Origin of the sequence: Massilibacteroides sp. (genome assembly GCF_028705895.1) — a bacterium.
Lineage (GTDB): Bacteria > Bacteroidota > Bacteroidia > Bacteroidales > Tannerellaceae > Massilibacteroides.
Genome location: NZ_JAQWCQ010000010.1, coordinates 37,858 through 56,479, shown reverse-complemented (window position 1 = coordinate 56,479; position 18,622 = coordinate 37,858). Strand labels below are relative to the sequence as shown.

At 34.3% G+C, this 18,622-nt stretch carries 14 protein-coding genes; 2 read left to right on the top strand and 12 right to left on the bottom strand.

The genetic code is table 11. The features are described from left to right. Positions 1-66: 66 nt before the first annotated feature. Positions 67-1,713 (bottom strand): DUF6377 domain-containing protein, encoded by a 1,647-nt coding sequence (locus PHT93_RS04255; RefSeq protein ID WP_300239888.1) that lies wholly within the window; start codon positions 1,711-1,713, stop codon positions 67-69. A gap of 134 nt (positions 1,714-1,847) precedes the next feature. Next, a complete protein-coding gene (ychF, locus tag PHT93_RS04250) occupies positions 1,848-2,951 on the bottom strand; it encodes a redox-regulated ATPase YchF (protein ID WP_300239886.1) in 1,104 nt (367 codons plus the stop codon). Positions 2,952-3,267: 316 nt separating this feature from the next. Between ychF and PHT93_RS04245 the strand changes: the two genes are divergently transcribed. After that, positions 3,268-4,218, top strand: coding sequence for a UDP-glucuronic acid decarboxylase family protein (locus PHT93_RS04245; protein ID WP_300239884.1), 951 nt, complete (start codon positions 3,268-3,270; stop codon positions 4,216-4,218). Between the two features lie 30 nt (positions 4,219-4,248). After that, positions 4,249-5,388, top strand: coding sequence for a hybrid sensor histidine kinase/response regulator (locus PHT93_RS04240; RefSeq protein ID WP_300239882.1), 1,140 nt, complete (start codon positions 4,249-4,251; stop codon positions 5,386-5,388). 26 nt (positions 5,389-5,414) lie between these two features. On the opposite strand, the gene PHT93_RS04235 is transcribed toward PHT93_RS04240, so the two are convergent. From PHT93_RS04235 to PHT93_RS04190, 10 genes are all read right to left on the bottom strand, one after another. Continuing rightward, positions 5,415-7,646, bottom strand: coding sequence for an ATP-binding protein (locus PHT93_RS04235; protein WP_300239879.1), 2,232 nt, complete (start codon positions 7,644-7,646; stop codon positions 5,415-5,417). 12 nt (positions 7,647-7,658) lie between these two features. Beyond that, positions 7,659-8,840: a glycosyltransferase family 2 protein gene (locus PHT93_RS04230; RefSeq protein ID WP_300239876.1), complete on the bottom strand. Its 1,182-nt coding sequence runs from the start codon at positions 8,838-8,840 to the stop codon at positions 7,659-7,661. A 93-nt stretch (positions 8,841-8,933) separates the two neighbouring features. Further along, positions 8,934-11,198 carry an LruC domain-containing protein gene (locus PHT93_RS04225; protein WP_300239874.1) on the bottom strand — a complete coding sequence of 755 codons (2,265 nt, stop codon included), beginning with the start codon at positions 11,196-11,198 and terminating at the stop codon, positions 8,934-8,936. Between the two features lie 222 nt (positions 11,199-11,420). Next, entirely contained in the window at positions 11,421-12,272 is an 852-nt protein-coding gene (locus PHT93_RS04220; protein ID WP_300239872.1) for a glycosyltransferase family 2 protein, read from the bottom strand. After that, entirely contained in the window at positions 12,259-13,422 is a 1,164-nt protein-coding gene (locus PHT93_RS04215; RefSeq protein WP_300239870.1) for a glycosyltransferase family 4 protein, read from the bottom strand. Before PHT93_RS04215 ends, PHT93_RS04220 begins: the two co-directional genes overlap by 14 nt. After that, positions 13,422-14,330, bottom strand: coding sequence for an SP_1767 family glycosyltransferase (locus PHT93_RS04210; protein WP_300239868.1), 909 nt, complete (start codon positions 14,328-14,330; stop codon positions 13,422-13,424). Before PHT93_RS04210 ends, PHT93_RS04215 begins: the two co-directional genes overlap by 1 nt. 7 nt (positions 14,331-14,337) lie before the next feature. Beyond that, positions 14,338-15,459 (bottom strand): glycosyltransferase, encoded by a 1,122-nt coding sequence (locus tag PHT93_RS04205; RefSeq protein WP_300239866.1) that lies wholly within the window; start codon positions 15,457-15,459, stop codon positions 14,338-14,340. Between the two features lie 118 nt (positions 15,460-15,577). Next, a complete protein-coding gene (locus PHT93_RS04200; protein ID WP_300239864.1) occupies positions 15,578-17,041 on the bottom strand; it encodes a lipopolysaccharide biosynthesis protein in 1,464 nt (487 codons plus the stop codon). Continuing rightward, a complete protein-coding gene (locus tag PHT93_RS04195; RefSeq protein ID WP_300239862.1) occupies positions 17,034-18,011 on the bottom strand; it encodes a glycosyltransferase in 978 nt (325 codons plus the stop codon). Before PHT93_RS04195 ends, PHT93_RS04200 begins: the two co-directional genes overlap by 8 nt. Continuing rightward, positions 17,990-18,619, bottom strand: a complete 630-nt coding sequence (locus PHT93_RS04190; protein ID WP_300239860.1) for an acyltransferase — start codon at positions 18,617-18,619, stop codon at positions 17,990-17,992. The genes PHT93_RS04195 and PHT93_RS04190 overlap by 22 nt, the downstream gene beginning before the upstream one ends. Positions 18,620-18,622 lie beyond the last annotated feature (3 nt).

Sequence of the window (18,622 nt, the reverse complement as noted above, 5' to 3'; positions counted from 1 at the left end):
AAATTACAGAGTTATTGTTTTACAATATAAAAGTTTGAAATAAAAACGAAAAAAAGTACTGAATGATTAATTTTCTTCAGATGGGAAAGCTGCAATTTCTGCTACTTTTTTCTCAAAATCATCACGGACAACGGCAGACTTATTTCTCATTTTTGTCCGGTAGTTATATACTGTCCGAAGAGAATACCTCAAGAAAGAAGCAATCTTATCACTGTCGGTAATGCCAAGTCGGATAAGTGCAAAAATGCGAAGTTCGGTATTTAAGAGTTCACCTTGCTTGACTGTCACCTGTTCTCCGGGTAGTAACAGTTTATTGAACTCCTCAATAAAAGTAGGGTAGAGGTTGAGAAATATAGAATCAAAACTTCTATAAAGCTCTTCTAACTCACTATCTACAAAATTAGTTGATTTAAGTGCGTTATATAGTTCCTCTAATTTCTTGTTGGAAGCCAACTTGTTCAGATCTTTCCTGTAATTCTCTAACTTATCTATATAAGAAGAACACAAGTCGAAGAAATGTCCAATATATTCTTCTTTTATGTGATTGGCATCAACTAAACTTGAGTTTACATGATTCAAATCAGTGTTCAGTTTGCTTAATTCTTCATTCGTATCCTTTAGTTGACGACGAATACGAGATAATTTTTTCATCTGTTTGTACAGATAAATTGTAAGAATAAGCGCAAAAATCGTCAAAAAACTAATTAATATTGAGAAAAGCTGCAGATCGGATTTCCGTTTTTCTTCTTTGGTCTGATACGAAGCATTGATGATAGGATAAAAAGAAGACGTTTCAATTGCACGATAACGCATATTGCAAAACAGAGCTTCGTTAATAGCCAGATCGATAAATTGATAAGCCCTGTTGATATCCCCATTCTGATAATAAAACAATGCAAGTTCCTGTAAAGAAGCATTGTCTTTAATCGCGTTCTTAATGTCGGCAATCGCTGACAATAAAAGCTGTTTCTCCTGTAGTCCGGACTGTCCCGTTTGTTTATAAATCAGACTAAGAAAATAGGAAACAGTAGCCTGTTCAGGGCTCTCTTGCTGAATATCGTGTATTAATCTGTTCAAAACAGTCTCAGCTTCATTTAAACGTCCGTTATAAACTAACTTTATCCCGTAATTTAACCGATAGGAGTAAGAATCCCTATCTAATACAGACAATAGAGAATCCCTGTAATATTCACTTTTAATAAAATATTTAACCTGATTGTTACTTTGTCCGTAATGACTACAAAATGAGCCATATACTTCATAATATCTTGCAAGAATATCTTGATTTAGTATTGGTTTATGAATACTATCCAATAATTCTTTAGCTTCAAAATATAATCCGCGTGATGAATAGAGCCACGCCAACTCAATATCCGAATAGTTTTTTCGTTCCGAATCATTTAATTTCTTCGCAATTTCTATATTCTTTATTACATAGCAGACTGCAGAATCAGAGATGAACTTTTTATACTCATTGTATAATTGGTCATTTATTTCAAACTCTTGTTCAAGGGAAAGAAATTTCATATCTAACAGTTGCTTGTGCGACTGAATAGTTTTTTCTTTTATATCAATATAATCCTGCTTTTTTTCGATAATCTTATCCAGCTCTGTTATCAAAGAACTGTTTTCTTTTTGAGCATTTATACCTAAAGAAAAGAACAGAAGAAACAGAAGAATATTAAGTGATGTGGACTGTGGTCGAATTTTCATTTTTCTGGCTGATAGTATATATTACAAAGCTACTTAATTTTTTTCAGATAATGTATTATTATAAGAAGAGACATTTTTTGCAATAAAAAAGTCCGAACGAAAAGTCCGGACTTAGTATATTCTATGAATTGAATTTATACGTTAAACCTGAAATGCATAATATCTCCGTCTTGTACGATATACTCTTTTCCTTCTACACTCATTTTTCCTGCTTCTTTTACAGCAGCCTCAGAACCATATTTTATGAAATCATCGTACTTGATAACTTCTGCACGGATGAATCCCTTCTCAAAATCAGTATGAATAACACCGGCACATTGTGGTGCTTTACTTCCTTTCAGGTAAGTCCAGGCACGAACTTCTTGTACTCCTGCGGTCAAATATGTTTCTAAATTTAGTAACCTGTAAGCTGATTTGATCAGGCGATTAACTCCCGACTCTTCCAGACCTATTTCACTAAGGAACATTTGTCGTTCTTCGTACGTTTCAAACTCTGCGATTTCGCTTTCTATCTTTGCTGCAACAACAAGTATTTCGGCATTCTCGTCTTTAACCGCTTCGTGGACAGCCTCAACATATTTGTTTCCGTTTACAGCACTGCCTTCGTCCACATTGCATACATAAAGTACAGGCTTATTCGTCAATAGAAATAATTCGTGCGCTATCTTTTGTTCATCTTTTGTTTCGAAACTTACCGTACGTGCGCTCTTTCCTTGCTCGAGAGCCTCTTTAAACTTAACTAATACATCGTAGGCAAGCTTAGCTTGTTTATCTCCACCCGTTTGCGCTTGTTTCTGTACTTTAGAAATACGCATATCAATCGTTTCCAAGTCTTTCAACTGTAATTCAGCATCGATAATTTCTTTGTCACGGACAGGATTAACAGCGCCATCCACATGCACAATATTTTCATCATCAAAGCAACGTAACACATGAAGAATGGCATCCGTTTCACGAATATTTGCAAGAAACTTATTACCTAAACCCTCTCCTTTACTGGCACCTTTAACTAAGCCGGCAATATCAACAATTTCTACAGTAGTAGGAACAATGCGTTGAGGATTGATAAGTTCGGCAAGTTTATTCAGTCGTTCATCGGGGACAGTGATTACCCCTACGTTAGGTTCTATTGTACAAAAGGGAAAATTAGCCGATTGCGCTTTTGCGTTCGACAAACAATTGAAAAGAGTAGATTTTCCAACATTCGGAAGCCCTACTATACCGCATTGTAATGCCATGTATATCTTAATTAATTAGTTATATCTCTGATTTCCGGGCGCAAAGATAACCAATCTTTTGGTATGTTATTTATATTCCCGAAGTTGAGTTTGCCTATGTCTTTGTTCAAAAAACAAGGAATTAAGTTACAATAGAATCGAAAAGTGCGTTTTGTATGTAAAAAGATAGATGAGTTATAAAGAAACTTTAGACAATTTTGTATTTTTGTATAGGAAGGAATGAAGATGCTGAATTGTAAGTATTGGCATTTTTATTTAAATAAATATTCCTTGTTTAAAGAGTTTTTAAAAAAAACGAGAACTTTATTTTATATTTATGAAGAAGATTTTAGTAACAGGTGGAGCAGGTTTTATAGGTTCTCATTTGTGTATTCGATTGTTGGCAGACGGACATCAAGTGACGTGTCTTGATAATTATTTCTCCGGGAGAAAAGAGAATATTCTTCATCTACTTGAAAATAAAAACTTTAGAATAATTGAACATGATATTACTTCTCCCTGTTGTTTAAATCAGCAGATAGATGAAATTTACAATTTAGCTTGTCCGGCATCTCCTGTCTTTTACCAATATGATCCGATAAAAACGGTCAAAACCTCAGTTATGGGGGCTATTAATGTGCTTGAATTAGCGAATAAGATAGGAGCAAAAGTTCTACAAGCATCTACGAGTGAAGTCTATGGAGATCCTGTTATTCATCCACAAAAAGAAGACTATTGGGGAAATGTGAATCCTATAGGGATTCGTTCGTGTTATGATGAAGGTAAGCGTTGTGCGGAAACTTTATTTATGGATTACCATAGAGAAAGAAAAACAAGGATAAAGATTGTACGTATTTTTAATACTTATGGTCCGCATATGTTATTAGATGATGGAAGAGTGGTTTCAAACTTTATTGTTCAGGCTCTTCAAGGGAAGAATATAACTATCTATGGAGATGGAAGCCAAACAAGAAGTTTTCAATACATTGACGACTTAATAGAAGGAATGATCCGGATGATGGAAACAAATGACGACTTCATTGGTCCAGTAAATTTGGGGAACCCATCTGAATTTACAATTAAAGAATTAGCTGAAAGAGTTTTACTAAAAATTAATACAACGTCAGAAATTGTGTATAAACCATTACCAATGGATGATCCTAAGCAGCGAAAACCTGATATTAGTCTTGCGCAACAATATTTGGATTGGAAACCTAAAGTAGAATTAGATGAGGGAGTGGTGAGAGTGATAGATTACTTTAAAGAACAACTATATTTATTCGCATAGTTTAAATAAAATAGAGGGAGGAACGTAAGAATGATTTTTGATTATTCATTATACAAAATATTGGTTATAGATGATATTCCCACTAATGTTCTATTATTAAAAGTGATGTTAGAACAGGAGGGATATAAAGTTATAACCGCAAATGGAGGACAACAAGCTTTTGAACTTATTAATATGAATAGGCCTGATCTTGTACTTCTGGATGTTCTAATGCCTGAAATGGATGGCTTTGAGTTTGCCAAAAAAATAAAGAATGAAGCAAATTATAAAGATATACCTATAATTTTTTTAACAGCATTAGATAAACCATCGGAAGTTGCAGAAGGCTTTAAGGTTGGAGGACATGATTTTGTTTCTAAGCCTTTTAATAAAATAGAACTTTTAGCCCGAGTCAGACATCAGATATCACTAATTGCTGCTAAGAGAGTGATATTGAAACAAACAGAAGAACTTAAATGCACAATAGCCGCGAGAGATAAATTGTATTCTGTTATAGCTCATGACTTACGTACGCCTATGTCATCCATGAAGATGATATTGAATGCACTCTGTTTTAATATTGATAAAAACTTATCCAAAGAAGAATTTTTCGAAGAATTGCAGTCGGCGAATAAAATAGCAGAAGAGTTATTCTCGCTATTAGATAATCTGTTGAAATGGACACGAAGCCAGTTAGGTTTGTTGAAACCTATTCTTCAAGATTATAATTTGGTAGATTTGACAAAAGGTGTTATTGAGGTTTTTGAAATACTTTCAACTAAAAAGAATATAACAATCTCTTTTAATGCACCGCAAGAAGCATTTGTGCATATTGATATTGACATGATTAAGGTTTCAATAAGAAATTTATTAAGTAATGCGATTAAATATAGTTATCCAGGAAAGAATATTGAGGTTAAGATTCAGAAAGTTGATGATTATGTTTCGTTGGATGTTATAGATCATGGATGTGGAATAAATGAAGAAAACCTGAATAACCTCTTAGACGTAAAAACTCATATTACAACGTTTGGCACGAATCAAGAAGAAGGATCTGGATTAGGACTACTCTTAGTAAAAGAATTTTTGGCATTAAATAATGGCAAGCTTTGTTTTGTCTCAGAGGAAGGTGTCGGTTCTACATTCACCGTTATTTTACCCCTTGTCGGCGAAACAAGTACAAACGAATAAAAAACTTAACTTAAAACAGTAGAGTTTTATTTCTTTTTAGACAGTTTTATATGTTTAGTTAAGATTTCTAATAGAATGTTTTTGTCAACAGGTTTACTAATGAAATCATTGCATCCGCTTTGCATCGCTTTCTTTTTCTCTTCTTCATATGCATAAGCTGTAACGGCAATTATTGGGATATCTTTAGATACTTTTCGTATTTGTTTTGTTGTTTCAATACCGTCCATACCCGGAATTTTGATGTCCATAAGGATGATGTCTGGGTGGTATGCGTTGAACATCTCAATAGCTTCACTACCTGTTGTTGCATGATACAGCAGGTACTTTGTTCCTATAATCGCTTTTATAAGATTGAAATTTGAAAGAATATCTTCAACCACTAAAATTGAACCTAATGGAGTTGCTGTCTGGGAATCTTTATCAAATATATTTTTCTCATGTTTTATACCGTTTTTTTTAGGCCGTTCATAAGGTAAAGTAAATGTAAAGATAGTTCCTTCTTCTTTTTTTGAAGTGGCAGAAATACTTCCTCCTAATTTTTGGACAATAGTTTTACAAATAGCTAATCCTAATCCTGTTCCCGGTGCAAACGAATCAACTTTTACGAATCGATCAAAAATTATATCGATCTTATCCGGAGCGATGCCAATGCCTGTATCTTTTACATAAAATTCAATCTCAGCTGTTTTGATTTTATAACCAAAATGAATCTCTCCTTTTGGCGTAAACTTAATAGCATTATTAATAAGATTTGAAATAACTTGCGCTAACCGATTTTTGTCAGTCATAAGTACAATATTATCTGGAGAAGGATCAAAGAATAATTTGGCCATTTTATTATAAACCTGATGAGTTGCAAGAAGTTCTTCAAACAAATCTTTTAGCATGATTGATGAGAATGAAAATTGAAAAGTCCCTGACTCAATCTTTGACAAATCAAGTATTTCATTAACCAATTGTAATAAACGCTCATTGTTTGTTTCAATAATATTATAATATGATCTTCGTGTTTCTGCATCATCTGTATCTGCAATAATCCCAGAGAAACCAACAATTGCATTCAACGGTGTTCGAATTTCGTGACTCATATTAGATAAAAATGCTGATTTTAAACGGTCAGATTCTTCTGCTTTTTCTTTTGCTTTGACTAATTTTTCTTCATAACGAAGCTGATCGGATATATCACGCCTGAAACTCCAGATAATATCTTCTCCCTTTGAATTTTTCACAATATATGATGTACAATCTGATGCAATAATATCAAAATCTTTATAATTCTGCTTACAGACATACTTTAAGATATTATTATTATTTAATAATTTATCAACAAAAGCATTCCACATGTTTTGATCAGTAATATTATCTAATATCTCGAAAGCTTTATATTGAGAAATATCTATTGTTGGGGCTATATGATTATGGGCACGGCATAATTTATTGGCGAAGATTACAGTTCCATCTAAGTACGTGGCATAAATACTGTCATTTGAATTATTTACAGCCATTGTGGTCATCTCTAATTCACTTCGTTTTTCAATCAAATCCGTTATATTCTGAATATAACCTTCATAAAAGAAATGCCCGCGTTCTGTATAAGATTCTGTAATTTTTATACGCATATAATCAATATCATCACCTAAAATGCGATAATCAAGAACATCACATCCATTATTGCCCATGTCAAGATTCTTAAGGGATTCTATATCATCGACATGCACGGATTTACAATAATCGCAAAATTCCACTTCGTGTATATGCCCTTCCGGATAACGTCTATCTGCAAAACCAGCATATAGAATTATACCAGTTTGTGTGTCATATCTCCACTGCCCGATTTTCGCAGCTTTCTCCGTTTCCCTTAACTTTTGGTTCATCGATTGCAACCTTTTTTTCATTTGGCTTCTTTTGGTGATATCCCGATATTGACAAATTACATGTTCCGGATCATAACGCTGCATGATGCATTTGAAGTAATACATTTTATCTGAAGTTGGGAGATCATAGTTCTTATTTGAAATGATGCCATTATTTACTACACCTTCAAATTCTGGACGAAATTCTACGACTGTTTCATCAGGTAGTACATCAAAAATATTCTTGCCTAAAATCGTGCCATTGTCGGAGATATAAGGATGTACTGTACGAATAATCGCATCTTCACAGACTCCATCATTTCTTACAAGAAGAAGCGTGTCACAGGTTAAACCTAATATTTTATACGCATTATTTTTGTCATGTAGTATTCCTGTTGTTTGCATAATAATAAAGTGTTAAGAACGTTCGGCTTTCTCCCATATAGCAGGTTTGCCCCTTTGCTTCCAAAAGTAATAAAAACCCTTCAGAACACTTAGATTCATAAATAAGAAATAGTAAGGAATAAAAAAAATCTTATATTTAACCCTTTGGTTAGCGTATAGCCAGCCGATAAAAGAAAGCAAATAAAACAAAATCTGAAGAATCGCTATAGTTTGATAAAGAAAAACAGGCTCTGTATCTTGGATAATCAATAATATATTCAAAGGAATTAAGAGAAAAAAGGCTAATGGTGTAATTGTCCAACGAAGAACGCGATGCGAAACGTATTGGAAGCTAAGCAAGCCATATCGAAACGGATTAAGAAGCGCTTTCAATCGAAGGACAGACTGTAAACCACCGGCAGAAATACGAACTTTCCTTTTCTCTTCCTCCTGAATATTTTTAGACGCACTTTCAATGGCGTAGGCATCTTTACAATAAGCAATACGATATCCTTTCTGAGCAATGTGCATTGATAGAATGAAGTCGTCTAAGAGCGTGTCTGATGACATTTCTTCAAAAAGTGATGTGCGGATAGTAAACAACTCCCCAGCTGCGCCTACGGCCGAATATAGGCGCGAATCCAGGTCTTTCAGTGCCGATTCGTAATGCCAGTAAGCCCCTTCACCTCCGGTTGCCGATTCTTTTTCCTGTTTCACTATTCTTTTTTCTCCTGCTACACAACCTACTTTAGGATCACTGAGCTGCTGAACCATTAACATGATAGCATCCTGATTGATCATTGTATTGGCATCTGTAAAGACTGTGACAGAAGTACTCACCTCTCCCATTCCTCTATTTAATGCTGCTGTTTTTCCTCTTCGTTCAGGTTGATGAGTTATTCTGATATTTTTGTAAGTCTGGAGTTTTGTTACTGTATTATTTGTACTCCCGTCCGTAACCCAAAGGATTTGTAACTTTTCTTTCGGATAGTTTAGAGCAAGGGAGTTATTCATCTTTGCTTCAACACAATTTTCTTCGTTATAAGCTGTAATGAAAAGGGTTACATCCGGTAGTTCTTTGCCATAATCTACTTGTTGAGGTTTCTTTAGCATTTCTTTTATCTTTACCAAACACCAAAGAAGTATCCCATAACCTATATAGGTGTAAAAAACGATGAATAGGGCAAGTATAAACAGATAAAAAGACAATGTCATTTTTTTATAATTTAATTCATCTAAGGTAATGAATATGTTATACAAAAAAGACGAGGCAAATGAAATGTCTCGTCTTTTTCTCTCTATTTATCGTTAATAAACTTTTCCTGCTGATGGAGATTTATACCAATCTGCACTGCTTGATCCTCCGCTACTTGCCCAGCTCTCAAATTCAGGATATGCATCTTTGATGTTCACATACTCTAATGGATAGCTGAATCCGTTAGGAATACCTAATACCCACACTAATTTATCCGCACTTCTGAATGTTGTACCACTTGAGTTACTATTTGCGGTGGGAGCGTATCCATACATATGTATTTCCGATCTTTTACCTTTTGTTCCTCCGTTAACCGCGAAGATATTCAGTTTGCTGACATTAATCTTGTCTGTGCTGACCGGCGTATTGAAAGTAATGGTGATAGTCGTACTTGCAGAGCTTTTTGAAGCACCGCCTTTTATTGTATTTAATAAAACAGCGCTTGATTCTCCAAGGGTAGCATGGGCATCATCAAATAGTGGAATAACGGCATTGCTTCCTGATTCAAAATCAGATGAGAAAACACTTCCGGTTAACCAATCATCTGATCTGCTAACATTACTGATCAGAGATGAATTAACGCCATCCAATTGAATACCGGCAGCTAATCGTTTGCTTGCTCCTACAGCACGAAGTACAACTTTCAAGGTTAATGTTTCAACTTGGTTCGCTGAATTTTGGCTGTAACTCGGTTCTACGTTGATAACCAGGTCATTCATATCATAATCCCCTAAAGACGGCCAGTTGTCTTCAAATAGATAAGTCATTTCACCTCCGTCTGAGATGATAGGGAAAGAGGGATTAGTCGGTTCAGTTGGCTCAGTTATTATTTTATATCCTCCATCATTACAACCGCTGTCTGCGATATTTTGCGGATAATCGCCCCATTTTACACCTGATGTCTGTGTGTAATATATATTCCAATTATCCTTTTTTTCCGCAAAGTGGGAATTACATTTTATATATAAATTTCCATCATAAATTACATTATTATTTGAATTCTCATTTCTTATTGCGGTATTCATTATTAAAAACGCATTGTTTCCTGTTCCAATAATCTTGTTATTATATTTTAAAGTTGCAGTATCATCAACTTTAAAAATAGCATCTTTACCTAATTCAATATTAGTTTGTTCGATAGACATAGAATTTGTCTTAAATAATCCGCCAGCGCCTACTGTAATAGTTGAACCGTTTAAGTTGGATTTATCTGTAACTTCAAAATGACAGGTGTTAATAATAACACCTCTCCACGTAAGATTTAAAGATTTAGTTGTAAATGACTTATTATTTTCAATTGAAGTATTATCGCTCTTCAAATTTGTTTCATTATGAACAAGAATAGTTCCTCCGTTGACTATTCCTCCGTTATCAAAAATTAGGTCATTTGTAGTAATATTTCCTGAATTTTCTATCTTACCATTGTTTGTTATCTGTATGGTTGAAGAAACATTAACTGTTCCTAAATTGTAAAGGGCAGAATTATTATTAGTAATAGTTATATTTGTAGCTGCAATACTTCCATTTCCTGTATTTTCAATGATACCATTACCATTACTTGTCTTCAGATTTCCTGCAACAGTAAGTGTTCCCGCATTGTTTAATAACGTATTCTCTAAAATTTCAAGACTCGGAGCAGAAAAACTTCCACCACTTAAAATGATTAGTTTACAATTGCTCGGAAGTTGAAAATTATTAGATAGTGCTACATTACCTGTAATATATATTTCCTTACTTGTTGAACCACCAAAGCTTAAACTTCCTTGTAAATTTGCTATTACGTATGCTCCCGCTGCCAGATCAAGATGACCTCCATTAACAATCGGAGTTGCATCAGCCGGTACCGTATATGTTTCGCCAGCTCTTAAAGAATACGTTTCTGTATTATTTGAGGATGTAAACTCAAAACTTTTTGTTGGATTAGACGCAGTATTATTTCCAAAATCGTAAACAAGACTTTGAGAGTTTATATCTAAATACCCGACAATTTCATTTTTTGCCGGATCTGTTTGTTTGATATAAACAGCCTGAAGCGCTTTAGCTATAGTTGTTGTTGTAACAAAATCTTGCCCTTCTTTAGCAACGCCTTTGCTTAATAGTATAGCGTTTGTGTCGAATAAAGGGTTTGAATCATACACTTCCACTACATAGTAGTATTCACTATTATATTGGTCATCCACTTTAACTGTTATATTGACAGTTTGAGTATTGTTCCAATCAAAACTTTCGGGGATTGTAAAGTCTTCACCAAAAATATCGGAAATAGTTTTTGTTTCTTCTGTTGACGGATCATAATAATCCTTTTCGCAGCTAGTCAATATTGTGGCTAGTAAAAAGAAAGAAAAGAAAAATTTAATAATAACATGTTGTTTCATAACCACTATTCTTTATTAATCTTAAATCAGATGCAGTGAAAAAAATTAAGTGTAAATTCAATTCTGTCAAAAGGACGGACAAAGATATATATATATTTTCAGAATTAATGAGAAATGGGTTGATTGTTATATAATTGGGTTTATTTATGCAATCATAAATGCTGTCTATTTTATTAAGTTTGATGTTTCATCTTTGGGTGGTTTGTTTTGCTTTGTAAAGTAAAACGCTGGATTTTTTAACGCTTTGATAGTTCGTACCCGAAAACTATTCCACAATGAACCGTCAGCATTTAATGTGTTACTCGCTGTTACAGCCCGCGCTTTGCGAGAGGTAATTAATTTTATTTTTCCATATTTCTTTAATCCTAAGGCCATTGAACCATCTTCACCGCGAATTAATTCTATGCGATAGCCTACTTTACGGCCAAACTCTGTTCTATAAGCGAAAACCATACCTCGAACCCCTCTTTCAGGACGGTTTATTGATAGTAAGCGAATATAAATATCTCTCAGTAATTCATAAGCAAAAAGTTTTATTGGGGTGAATTCTTTATTTGGAATAAAACTCCACAATGAATAGACAGCCATGATATTTGGTTTTTCTAATTCATTTATCATTGTTTGAATATAATAAGGAGGATACATGGTATCTGAGTCAATACAAATATAGTATTTTCCCTTTGCTATAGCTTGTCCGCATTGTCGTGCATATCCTGGACTTTTCTTCCCTTCAAAAAGAGGTGTTATTCCTACAGTCCTAAAAACATCCTCAGTCCGATCAATAGAATTATTATTTACTCCGATTATTTCTATAGGATACTTACATTTGTTATCAGCTAAAGACCAAAGACAACTAAGAAGGCGGGTTTCCTCATTGTGAGCAATCACTACCACAGAGGCAATAGGAGAGTTGCTTTGTTTTTTATTAATTTTATTTCGTATCTCATCAATAACCCTTTCTGAAGCCTCATCAAAAGGTTTTTCAAAGACACTTAAATATTTGCTATACCAACTCATGATTGTTTTTGTTTTTTAGTAAATCATTAAAAAGGCTTTCCCATTGTTTAGCAATATATTCTATTTTAAAACGTTCGGCATTTATTCTTGCTTGCTTTCCCATCCTTTTTCGTACTTCTTCGTGTTCAATCAGATAACAGATTCTATCAGCCAATTCTTCAATATTGCCATTCTCAACAAGTAGTCCGTCTTCTCCGTCTTTGATTATATCTCGTGGTCCGCAGGGACAGGCAAAAGAGACCGGAGGAACTCCACATGCCATTGCCTCCACCAGTACCATTCCAAATCCTTCATAGCGAGAACTCAACACAAAAATAGAGCTTTCACAATATTTAGCAGTAATGTTGTTTACTGTATGTTCGAGGATGCAGTTTTCTCTTAAAGACAAATTATTAATCTGCTCCTGTAATTCTTCTCTATTGCCATCACCATATATTTTTAAAATCCAATCAGGGTGCTTCCGAGTAACAATAGTCCAACTGTCTATCAATCTGTCAAATCCTTTTTGTTTCGTATATCGTCCAACAGCTATTACTTGTTTATTTGTCATGGGTGACACGCATGAAACATGAATGGTTAATGGATTAGGTATTACTGATATGTTTGATAATTCCGGCCATAATAAAGATTCTTCATTTGTTAATAAGATTACTCGAGACAGTTTTTTAAGGTTATTGATGAATCTGTCTGATAGTCTTTTTTTTATGAAGCGGATAAAAGGATTATCCTGTTTTATACTATTTGCCTGATATGAATTGCGGGTGATATGAAATTCGCCGATTTTAACGCTACCGTCATTGATGGAATGAATGAAATTAATCTCTCTCCTTAGCGTTGAAATTACAATGTCGGCTTTTATCTGAAATAATGCGGAAGACAGTCTTTCTCTGAACTGATAATAACGAAAGGGGTATTTGAGCATTTTGAAAAATGGTGACTGATTGAATGGCCAATCAATGGGGCATCCTAAATCAATATGTTTGACACGGGAAGAGAGTGGGAAATAAGGTGGTTTCCCGATTTGTTCTGAAGTAATAATCGTAACAGAACAATTCGGTATATTATCAGCAAAATAGTTTGCTTTGAAGGTGATAATGCGCTCTAATCCCCCCGGTATATAAAGAGATGGCAAATAATAAACGATTTTCATTATTCAATCCTGCTAATTATTTCTTTTTCATATTCTTTATCACTCTCAGTTACCCAATTACCTCCAAAAGCTTCGTTTGTGAACTTTTGTTTTATCCTGACTTTTCTTTTTGCTTTCATTCTCCACCACTCATATTCGATATCAATATGCCCAATGTCCAACGCTTGAAAACCAAGTTTAAATAAATCATAGGAAAGAACCGTGGCAGTTGGACCTAACGCAATCAGAATGAGGTCGTTTTTGTTTAGTTTTTTTGCTTCGTGAACTATTTGGCCGTATTTGTCGAACGCATCATAGGCAGGACATAGAATGCGTTTTATACTGTTTGCGTTATCGAATAAATCATTACCCACTCCTAACCTACTCTTTTCCCCTTCAATAAAAACAATATCTCTATTATTCCAAACTCTTTTTATCTCTTTGAACCATTTATCACATTCTTTTTTTGAAGCAAAATCCATGTACGGACGTGAGACAAAAGTATTATAATATTCTTTCTCAGGCGAGAGATATTTGTCCCAAAGTTCTCCATACAAGTAAAAATGTGCACGCCAGAACCGACGTGCTTTTCTGTTATACCGATATAAGTCTTTAAATACATCGGATATACAGACAAGATGTTTCTTATCATTACTTTCTAAAACTTCAATCAAACGTGTGGCTAATTCAGGATCTCCTTTTTGAAAACCAATAGAATGACAATGAGTAAGTAATATTTCTCCATCTCCAAAACGACTGATAGAACACCCATCAGAGATTATCTTGTTTATAGTCTCCTCTATTGTAGCAACCTGTGGAGTAATTTTCTGCTTTTTCTGAAAAATAAGATACCAGAAATTGTACCATTCAACAATAAAGCCATATCTGACTTTTGATTTGATGAAACGAAAAATGTCGGAATAACTCATAGTTTCTTCAATTTATATTATCTATCACTGTCTGCATTTGATTAGTCCAGGATAAAGAATCAATGGATTTTCTGATCTTTTCTGATGTCCAGTTCTGATTGTTATAGAAATCAATCAAAGCATCAATATCTATTGGTGTTTCATCAGCCGGAGCTTTTATCACATAAGGCATCATTTCAAAATCTTCGTCAATTTCCGAATAAATAAAAGGGATACCTCTTGCTGCGTATTCGCGGTTTTTCAGTGTCTTGATATGAGTGATATGACTTCTGTGACGTGCTAAGCTACCAATACCAATATCAGCCATGTCGAACAATCGAGTTAGATCATTTCCATGTAATGCTCCATGAAGAATCACATAGTCATTCAGGTGGTTCACCTCAATTAATGGTAATATCTCTTCTCTTTCCCGCTCTCCACTGAAGTTTCCAACAAGATGAAAGACTATTTTCTTTTGACCATCCTTAAACGATTGATAATAATTAACCATACCGGCGATTAACCGATCATAGCCATGCCAATAATGAATCTCAGCGACTCCAATTAAATGGATTTCATTTTTTGATACTTCTTTTCCTCTTTTTAAAGGAATACTGTCAAAATCAATCCCATTGGAAATCTGAATCGTACGTTGACCAAATATTTCCTTTTGATTAGAGAATGTAATTATCGCATTGAGAAAGGAGGCTAATTTACTGCGAAAAAGTTTATCAATCAGCAGGTGGCATTTACTTTCAAATGTGATATACTCTTGGTCGTAGGGATAGGTTGGTATCTCCATCAGAACTTTTATGCCATGTTGTCTCAATGATCTTATAAAGGAAATAGTAAATGGATTCGCATTATGATCTGACCGTATATAGATAAAAGAGATTTGATTGTTTATGATATACCTTAATAAAGGCCGTAGATAAAAGCGTTTCTTTAATTTAGCGATAAAGCCTTTTCCCAAATTAACAATAACTTGTTCATCGCATTTCCAAACCCTGCTTCCGTTTTTCTCTACACCATAGTGGCAGAGAGCTGTTTCCACGCCACATTCATTAAGCGCTTTTACTTGCGCTTGTATCTTCTTGCTGATACCATTTGTTGGCGACAGTCCGTGGAATATGAGGAATAAGGCTTTCATGTGTTTATAATCAGTTGATTTATTAATGATTAAAGATGCTTGTTGAGATTAAATCCTATCTGTGAAAATTTTGAGGCGCCTCAACTTTCTTTTCCAGGCGCCTCAAAAAAGTCAAAGCTCAGTCCTTTTTTTTCGTAGTCCATATAACCTTTTTTATTTTTTCTAATAAATTGTATTCACCACTTAATTGGAGATAAAAACTCACAAGAAAGATAGAGGAAATACCTTTTATTAACAAGTTTGCTAATAAGTTTTTATCTGAAATTACTGTATTGAGTGGCCATAAAAGTAATATACAACAGAATGTCAACGACAGAGGTGAGAGGAATTGCTTAATCAATGACTTAAGAGAACGTTTGTTAAATGTTTTCAGATACATCTGTAGATAACATTGTATGAAGTTTATAAAAAAGGTAATGCACAAGCACCAGGCTATGGCTTCCAACGATTTGAAATAAAAGACACCCATAGCAATTCCGCTTACATTCAGTACGGATGAAAATAGTCCGCAAATAAATAAACTTTTTGTGTCGTTTGCTGCTTGGAATATTGACCCGGAAGAGGAAAGCACGATTTGAAAGCCTGCTGATAAGGCTAATATCTGAAAAACAGGAACAGAAGGCAACCATTGGTTGCCGAATATAAGCAGTGTCAACTCCTGAGCGGTAAAGAAAAGAAAAACGCTAAGAGGAAATCCGATAAACGCAAGTATTCTAATTATTCGTTCATAAGAAGAAGCTAAGAAACGCAGGTCGTTCTGGAAATCGCTTAACACGGGATGGAGCACGGGGGTAATAACAAAAGTAATATTTTGTATTGGTAACATCATCAGGCGGTACGACTTTTCATAATAACCCAAAGGATTCATTCCTAAGAATTTCCCAATCAACAATTTATCCAGATTTCGACTGAAATAATTGATTAAATTGAAAAGGAACTGAAATAAAGAATAAGAAAATATTTTTCTGACGGAGTTAATTTCCGAGACAAAACGAAATTTCTGTGGATATTTCCGATATGAGAGTATAAATATAAAAATACTTGATAATATCGGGCTAATCAATAATGCGTACAAACCTGCTCCTGATAAGGCGGCAATAATAGCAAGCAATCCCGTCGCTAATTGAATAGAAAAACTCCTTATAGCGATATATTTAAACTCTTTATTCTTATAAAGTAAAGCGTTGGGAACAAGGTTGACGGTATTGAAAAAGAGATTTACAGTCAACAAGCCACATAAAACAGAAAGCACAGGAGAGTTATAGTAAGCCGCTATAAACGGAGCTGCCAACAGAAAAAGAAACGATAAGAAGAGGCCAAGCCAAACCGTAAACGAGAACAAAGAGGCCAGATCATCTTCTGTTAAACTTTTATTTTGCACGATAGCCGGTGATATCCCAAGATCAGAGAAAATACTGAAAAAGGTAATGATAACCGTTGCTATAGCTACAATACCAAAATCTTCCGGATGCAGCAGTCGAGCTAATATACCGGAAATAATTAGTGTTAAAATAATGCCGGAGTATTTTGAAATACCGGTGTATAGAATGCCGGATAAAATTTCTTTTTTTTGTTTAGACATCCTTTCTTTTTACTAATGCTTTTATTTGTATTAACCACGGGAATAGCAAAACGCATAAGTTCTTAATCCGAATATATGGTATGTATTTTTTTCTGATACATGTAAAAAACAGTTTCCATCTGTGTTTCGCTGATAAAACAGATGCATTATATATTACTGGATTAATAATATACTCAATTAATTTTTGAGTGGTAATCACAATCGAACTACTTCCATTACAATTAGATTGTAGATAATCTAAAACGGTAAAGTAACCCGTGATGTTCTTTAAAGAAAAGACTTGTGTCATTGTAGAGTTTTCTCTAACGCGACGTTTATAAAATTTCTGATTGATAAAAGAAACTCGTTGTGCTGATTTATATAATTGATAAGAAAACAGTTCGTCTTCATGAATGATGCCAGGATAAAATTTAAGTTTGTTGTTCTTAATATAATTGTGACCTATTAAGTTAAGACAGACTGATGCTGAATAGACCTTTTTATCAATCATTCGTTCCAACAGTTCTAAACCGGAATAAATACCATTCTTAAGAAGTTCTGTTTTTTGATAATCAAAAGGAAGTTGTTTGCTATATTCTGTATAAAAAATTGCTGCGTCAAAAAAAACAAAATCTAATTTTCCCGTCTCGCATTTTTCATAGCAAAGTTCTAACGTTTTTTCATCTAACAAGTCATCACTATCCATGAAATAGAGATACTCTCCGATTGCTTTTATGATACCATAATTCCGGGCTTCTGATTGTCCCTTATTCTCTTGTTGATAAAACGAAATTCTTTGATCTTCCTTCGTAAGCTTTTCTATGATTAGTTGACTGTTGTCGGTGGATCCGTCGTTGATAATAATAATCTCGATATCACTCAATGTCTGGCACATAATACTGCGTATAGCTTCTTCGGCATAAGCTTCTGTATTATATACCGGGATTATAACACTGACTTTTGGTTTGTTTATGACTTTATCTTGATCCATTTCTGTTCATTAAAATCATATTGTTTGATAATACGAGCCGGATTTCCGACAGCAACCGAGTAATCCGGAATGTCTTTATTTACAACACTCCCCGCTCCTATTACAACATGTTTACCGATTGTGACACCTGCTAAAATTGTTGTATTTGCTCCAATCCAGACATCATCACTTATTGTAATAAGGGATGTTTTTATTCTTTGATCAGCAATCGTATTATCCGGATTTTCATAATTATGATTTAGTCCCGACACAACAACATTCTGAGCCAGGTTGACATGGTTTCCTATTTGTACAGGTCCGATAATTGTATTTCCTAATCCGATACGAGTGTGATTTCCGATGATAATCTCTCCTACTGCATTGGTTAATGCAGAGAAGCTTTCTATCACAGAAAAATTTCCGAGTAAGAAAGGATTAAAAGGAACCAAATCTTTTCGGACATTACGATAAATAACCGATCCTTTTCCTCTTTTGATATATAAGAATTGAAGTAAGCGCAGCCATAATCGAGGACGCGTTTTAACCGGATGCATCATTAGCTTTAAAAGAAACTGTTTCAGCCGTGGATGCTGCTTTATTTTATCTGATATGCTTGCCTTTGATGTCATTTC

Coding starts and splice junctions, on each gene's coding strand:
- PHT93_RS04255 (WP_300239888.1), bottom strand. CDS start 1,713: ATGAAAATTCGACCACAGTCCACATCACTTAATATTCTTCTGTTTCTT.
- ychF (WP_300239886.1), bottom strand. CDS start 2,951: ATGGCATTACAATGCGGTATAGTAGGGCTTCCGAATGTTGGAAAATCT.
- PHT93_RS04245 (WP_300239884.1), top strand. CDS start 3,268: ATGAAGAAGATTTTAGTAACAGGTGGAGCAGGTTTTATAGGTTCTCAT.
- PHT93_RS04240 (WP_300239882.1), top strand. CDS start 4,249: ATGATTTTTGATTATTCATTATACAAAATATTGGTTATAGATGATATT.
- PHT93_RS04235 (WP_300239879.1), bottom strand. CDS start 7,646: ATGCAAACAACAGGAATACTACATGACAAAAATAATGCGTATAAAATA.
- PHT93_RS04230 (WP_300239876.1), bottom strand. CDS start 8,840: ATGACATTGTCTTTTTATCTGTTTATACTTGCCCTATTCATCGTTTTT.
- PHT93_RS04220 (WP_300239872.1), bottom strand. CDS start 12,272: ATGAGTTGGTATAGCAAATATTTAAGTGTCTTTGAAAAACCTTTTGAT.
- PHT93_RS04215 (WP_300239870.1), bottom strand. CDS start 13,422: ATGAAAATCGTTTATTATTTGCCATCTCTTTATATACCGGGGGGATTA.
- PHT93_RS04210 (WP_300239868.1), bottom strand. CDS start 14,330: ATGAGTTATTCCGACATTTTTCGTTTCATCAAATCAAAAGTCAGATAT.
- PHT93_RS04205 (WP_300239866.1), bottom strand. CDS start 15,459: ATGAAAGCCTTATTCCTCATATTCCACGGACTGTCGCCAACAAATGGT.
- PHT93_RS04200 (WP_300239864.1), bottom strand. CDS start 17,041: ATGTCTAAACAAAAAAAAGAAATTTTATCCGGCATTCTATACACCGGT.
- PHT93_RS04195 (WP_300239862.1), bottom strand. CDS start 18,011: ATGGATCAAGATAAAGTCATAAACAAACCAAAAGTCAGTGTTATAATC.
- PHT93_RS04190 (WP_300239860.1), bottom strand. CDS start 18,619: ATGACATCAAAGGCAAGCATATCAGATAAAATAAAGCAGCATCCACGG.